The sequence below is a fragment of the Comamonas sp. FG99 genome (assembly GCF_057808605.1).
This window is the reverse complement of sequence record NZ_JBMDII010000088.1, coordinates 1-726: the sequence shown is the minus strand read 5'-3', so window position 1 is coordinate 726 and position 726 is coordinate 1. Positions and strand designations below refer to the sequence as shown.

The 726-nt window shown below is 69.1% G+C and carries 1 protein-coding gene; it reads left to right on the top strand.

Annotated features, from left to right (window positions below):
- Positions 1 to 726 (top strand): maleate cis-trans isomerase family protein (locus ACODRX_RS25830; protein WP_488874406.1); only part of this gene is annotated, 726 nt, incomplete at both ends.

Below are 726 nucleotides of genomic sequence, written 5' to 3'. Positions count from 1 at the left end.
CCGCATCGGCCAGATCGTGCCGAGTTCGAACACCACCATGGAGACCGAGATACCGGCCATGCTGCGCGCCCGCGAGGCATTGCGCCCCGATGAGCGCTTCACCTTCCACTCCAGCCGCATGCGCATGCACAAGGTCACCAAGGAAGAGCTGGCCGCGATGAACCAGCAAGGGCTGCGCTGCGCCGCCGAGCTGGCCGACGCGCGGGTCGACGTGATGAGCACCGCCTGCCTGGTGGCCATCATGGCCATGGGCCTGGGCTACCACCGCCAGACCGAGCGGGAGCTGAGCGAAGTGGCGCGCGCCAACCAGTGCCTGGCGCCGGTGATGACCTCGGCCGGCGCGCTGGTGGAGGGCCTGAAGATCATGGGCGCCAGGCGGGTGTCGATCATGGCGCCCTACATGCGGCCGCTGACCGACCTGGTGGTGCAGTACATCGAGCACGAGGGCATCGAGGTGATCGACTCGATCTGCTTCGAGATTCCGGACAACCTGGAGGTGGGGCGGCGCGATCCGCTGCAGCTGCTTGAAGACGTCAAGCGCCTGAACACCCGGGGGGCGGACGTGATCGTGGCCTCGGCCTGCGTGCAGATGCCGTCGCTGCCGGCGATCCAGCGCATCCAGGAGGCGAGCGGCATTCCCACCGTGTCCACGGCGGTGTGCACCGTGCGCCGCATGCTGGACCACCTGGGGCTGGAGCCGGTGGTGCCGGGCGCGGGCGCGCTGCT